We start from the raw sequence: 3,968 nt of genomic DNA, 5'->3' as shown, positions 1-3,968 counted from the left end.
CCTTGGGCGGAATCGCGTTGAGGCCGCACGTCCAGATGAATTGCTGCACCACCCCTCAGCCGATCCCTTGCATAATAAGTTGCGGGTAGTGGCTACGGTGGCCTCTTGATAAGAGGTAGCGCATTTGGACGAGAGCGACTTGAAAGGATCGAAACTAGGACGTCGTTATTCACGCGGCTAACGCTTTCAAGTTTCTGAGCGAGTGACAGCGAGTCTTTTTGATCAACTACCCCTGGCGGGCCGACGGCGGTTAAATCCGCCCAAAGATCGCCAAATTAAAAAGAATTACAGTACGATATGACTGCACTCTTCAAACAGGGTGGGCCAGTCAACGGTGTTGGCCGATCCCGGCTTCCACCGCGCCCTCCCCTCTCCGCGCCCCTGACTGCCGTTCGGAAGCGGCAAGCTAGGTGAAACGCTCTTTGACACGTTGAAAGTCCGGCAAGAGGCTTTTTGCCGCGAGAGCATTATGGTGTGCCTGACCAACATTTCCGGTATGGTCTGGAACAGTTTTAACGAGATGCTCTTCGAGAGAAACTGAGCCCGCAAGTGCGGCAGCATTTGCCAGCTGGACATAGCCAGGATCATCGAGCAGCCAACCGCCATCACTGCTAACATTGCGGAGCGAGTAGAACGGCAGGTCACGTGCGGGTAAAATCGCGCCATCCACGACCAAAACGCGTAGATTTCGACTGAAACCGACGCGTATTACATGATGGCTGCGAAAGAGACCGCTGGGGCGAGCCATTGAGAATACTACACACACCAAGAAAGGTATGGATGCCGAAAGCGATAGCGAGAACACCAAGAGTAGACGTGTCATCGTGTCGACAGCCGCCAAGCTTTCCCGCAAGCGATGCGATGCGATGGGCGTCATAGTTCTTTTTCCGGAGAAGCGATGTCTTTCTTAACATTGTCTCACATGTCAGCGAACTCGAGGCTTCTGCGAAAGTGATCTTTGGCCGTCTGCCCTTACCGATCAAATCTGGCGATTATTTGTGAGCTACTGCCGCGATTGCTACCTTGTGATGACCTCGAGCCTCGTCTCGCTATTAATGACTGACTCGGATTCGGCACTATCTCGTTTACCCGAGACAGTGGACCTCTTCGTGCTTGTTCACCTGCGCGCAATGTCAAATCCGATTTTCGACACGCTATCTCGTCAAAAAAGGGGCATCCACTGCCTTACGGTTCTGGGCGATAAGGTAGATCCGGGCGAGTAAATAAACCGATAAGCGGTCTGGGTCGGGATAGTTAAAGATTTTGTTTCAAACCTACCTTATTGCATTCGGCCCCTCGGCCAAGCGACGGACGTTCAGACAGGTGACGCCCGCCACTCCCAATCCGTCACTCACAAGCAAGCCTTGTCAGCTGACAAGGTTTGGTTTGCGAGGTGGATAATTTGCCATGAATATCGCCGATGAAGGGTCCTATGGTCTTCTACGCCTCTGTTCACGTCACCTTGTCAGCTGACAAGGTTGCAACCGCAAATTCGAACTCCCTTACCGCGACGCATCCATTCCGCACTGCAGGCGATGCTGATTGCGGCGCAAGCACGCCAGGCGGCCAAAGACGTCCAGATTGTCGGCAAGGGTATCGGATCGAGCGGCTGATGTCACTGACCTGTTGTCTATCGGCGCAGGCAATCCTGATCACCTAGCGGTTGCCAGGATCAACGTGATAAAGGCAAACGAGATCAACCCATTCTCAAGTCCTTGTCGGACAGGCGGTTCGACGTCATCTATCTAAATGCTGATATCTTCGGCCCCATCCATCTTGCGCGCCACCTCATCAACAACCTCGTCACTCCAGGCGGCATGCTGGCCTTCATATCCTCTCGTCGCGGCAGCTTCGAAATCAATGTCGAAGCGGGCCTGGAGCTATACCGAGCGAGTAAGGTATCCCTCAATATGCTGGCCCATGGCATCTACGCAGATTACAGACAGTAGGGCCTGACGATGCTCTCGATTCATCCGGGCTGGGCAAGGACGGGGATGGGAACGTTTGATGGAGCCGTGGAACCAGAGATCGAACTGCAGACAAGCGTCCAGGGTGTTGCAGACGTCGTCGAGCGACATATGGCTACAAGCAAAAATCTCTATCTCGATTACGAGGACAGCAAGTTGCCGTGGTGATGAGACCATTGGACGATCTCCGCCAGTGGCGTATTCCTGCCATCAATGCCGCAGCGGCAGCTTTCAGAACGGCCTAAGCGTTTAATCAATACGGGAGTAAAACACCGCTTACTGTAAACGTCGAAGGGGAGGAAATGCTGAGATACCGTCGGCGCTTGATCGGCAACAAGCGCTTACACCATCGCGCGAACAAGGGGTTTCGCAGGTGCTCTCGCAGGATGGGATAAGACGATTTTAATTAACCCGTCCGCCAGTCCAACTCTGATGCCGTTCGTAAGTTCATGAGCAACCAAGGCGCGATCAGGCCACCGACACTACTGCGTTATTCTCGGAACGGCTTATCGCCCTTGGTCAATGTGTGAGAGAAAACAGCGCTAGCGGTAGCACCGTCTTTAGCTTGGTTGCTTTCTTTCTAGTCGCCGGACATAATTACGCCCGCTTTGGTTGAGGGAATAAGAATTAGCAGGTCTGTCCTTATGCTTGGCGACCTATATTTGAGGATACTGAGTTCATTGTTATTCATGTGGCCGACCGGGTTCTGCAGATCTCATTGATCGGTCTTGCGCTAGGTTCTTAATGGGTGAGGAAGACAGTGATGGAACGTCCCGTCAGCGAAAGAGAGATAGGTGAGGCCAATTCTTTGCTTTATTCGCGGCCAGGTGTTTGGGCTGCGTGGAATTTGACTCACACTGCTTCGATTCATAACCATACCTATCAGGATCAGGATTTTTTGTCGTATGCTTGGCGTTTTCTAAAAACAGCCGGAGGGCAGGACACCCTGGCAAGCCAAAATCTTGCCCATTTTCTTTCAGGCACCGGAATTAGCAAAACTTTGTCCCTGAACCAACTCTTCCAGCAAGATGGGGGCGTTACGAAAGAGTTTAACGTGAAGGTGGGAGCGCAAATCTACCGCACGGAAATGGCCTATAAAGCGTTCAAGCGAAAAGATGACATATCGCTCGAAGGCTTTCTAAAGTCAGACTTACGCCGGTATGCGGACAATCCTCACAACAGTCCCACTGACTTCAAGAAAGACTATGGACCATCACCAGGTCCATATGACGGACATGTTGAGGTGGATCAGAAGGCGTTCTCAAATCAGAATTGGAAAAATGCAACCGGTGGCCTATCTATTCTATGGACCTATCTTGGCTCAAGCGGAACTGGCGCTTACAAGCAGCACCGTGTTTCCGCCTTTTGTCTAAAGCGCTATAAATGGCATCCCCAGGAATGGCGAAATACAAAGCTTGTCCATATTGCAGCGGAAAATGCCAAGGTGCCTTCTGTCGATACATTTACACGTTCAGCCGCGATGGATGCATCGTCTATGGGTGCGCGCACCGGCGTGGTTATGCCAAAAAGCGGGGAGATAAAATTGGGTTCGGAAACCATAGGTCACTGGAAAGACGAGGGCTTGACGCGGCAGACGATCTACAATCCGGCAAAGGAGTTTTTGCTCATATTTCCGCCCGTTGAAAGGATCATTCCAGTCTTCGTTCCAACGAGCAAAGTCGTGGTGATCGGCTAATTCGTTGAGGTGAAGCTAATTACAGATGTCTTGTGCGGTAGAGCAATTGATTGGAACGGGAAGGGCTTTGGTATGTCATCAATCCCATCGGTACGCCTTGCGCCTATATCCCTGTAAATCGGCCCGGGGCCCGATGCCGATACCCATGATAACGCCTTGTTATTTCTCATGTTGACGGGCTCCTTCCTGGACGCTTAATTACCGCCATCACTGATGTGGTATGGGCTTGTTTTCAAATCGAATTCTAAAATTGCGACGTTGGAAATCTTCTCTGAAACAGACGAAAATCAGTTCGAGATCTTCCA

General features: G+C 51.6%; 3 protein-coding genes and 1 pseudogene. 3 read left to right on the top strand and 1 reads right to left on the bottom strand.

Going from position 1 to position 3,968, the window contains the following annotated elements; genetic code table 11:
- Window positions 1-409: 409 nt before the first annotated feature.
- A pseudogene (locus QRN85_RS24300) lies at window positions 410-877 on the bottom strand (hypothetical protein); the annotation flags it as partial.
- A gap of 838 nt (window positions 878-1,715) precedes the next feature.
- Between QRN85_RS24300 and QRN85_RS24295 the strand changes: the two are divergent.
- From QRN85_RS24295 to QRN85_RS24285, 3 genes are all read left to right on the top strand, one after another.
- Window positions 1,716-1,949 carry a Rossmann-fold NAD(P)-binding domain-containing protein gene (locus tag QRN85_RS24295; protein WP_284760454.1) on the top strand — a complete coding sequence of 78 codons (234 nt, stop codon included), beginning with the start codon at window positions 1,716-1,718 and terminating at the stop codon, window positions 1,947-1,949.
- Between the two features lie 45 nt (window positions 1,950-1,994).
- Complete coding sequence (locus tag QRN85_RS24290; RefSeq protein WP_284760453.1) at window positions 1,995-2,135, top strand: hypothetical protein; 141 nt, start codon at window positions 1,995-1,997, stop codon at window positions 2,133-2,135.
- A 595-nt stretch (window positions 2,136-2,730) separates the two neighbouring features.
- A complete protein-coding gene (locus QRN85_RS24285; protein ID WP_284760452.1) occupies window positions 2,731-3,663 on the top strand; it encodes a hypothetical protein in 933 nt (310 codons plus the stop codon).
- Window positions 3,664-3,968: the final 305 nt, after the last annotated feature.

This window comes from Agrobacterium sp. fls2-241-TYG-188a (assembly GCF_030209845.1).
Note: the sequence above shows the minus strand (reverse complement) of the source record. Positions and strands in the feature narration are given on the sequence as shown.

Bases quoted from the DNA above. Each gene is read 5' to 3' on its own strand.
- QRN85_RS24290 (WP_284760453.1), top strand. From the start codon at position 1,995: ATGGGAACGTTTGATGGAGCCGTGGAACCAGAGATCGAACTGCAGACA.
- QRN85_RS24285 (WP_284760452.1), top strand. From the start codon at position 2,731: ATGGAACGTCCCGTCAGCGAAAGAGAGATAGGTGAGGCCAATTCTTTG.